Raw genomic sequence first — 316 nt, forward strand, 5'->3', positions numbered from 1 at the left:
ACCAAAGCAACTGGTGAGCTTGCCCTGGGTGCGGAACACCTCCCGGTGCAGGTCATCGCGCTCCATGTCGCTGATCACCTGGCCGTCCAGGTTCAGCTGGTGCAGGTGGCCACTGCCGTAGTACAGGTGGTTGACCTTGCGCCCGTCCGGCAGGGTCAGTGTGGTCAGGTTGCTTAGCGGGTCATATTCGTAGCCGAGCACGCCTTGTGGGGTGATTTCCTGGGTCAGTCGGCCCAGCAGGTCATAGGCGTATTCCAGCGTTTCTTCGGTGATGCCGAGTTGTTTGCCGATGCCGCTGGGTTGACGTTGGATGCTT

The 316-nt window shown here is 60.4% G+C and carries 1 pseudogene; it reads right to left on the minus strand.

The features are described from left to right. A pseudogene (locus ACNQPL_RS26705) lies at window positions 1-316 on the minus strand (sugar-binding protein); the annotation flags it as partial.

The organism is Pseudomonas sp. LFS044 (assembly GCF_047978245.1).
GTDB lineage: Bacteria > Pseudomonadota > Gammaproteobacteria > Pseudomonadales > Pseudomonadaceae > Aquipseudomonas.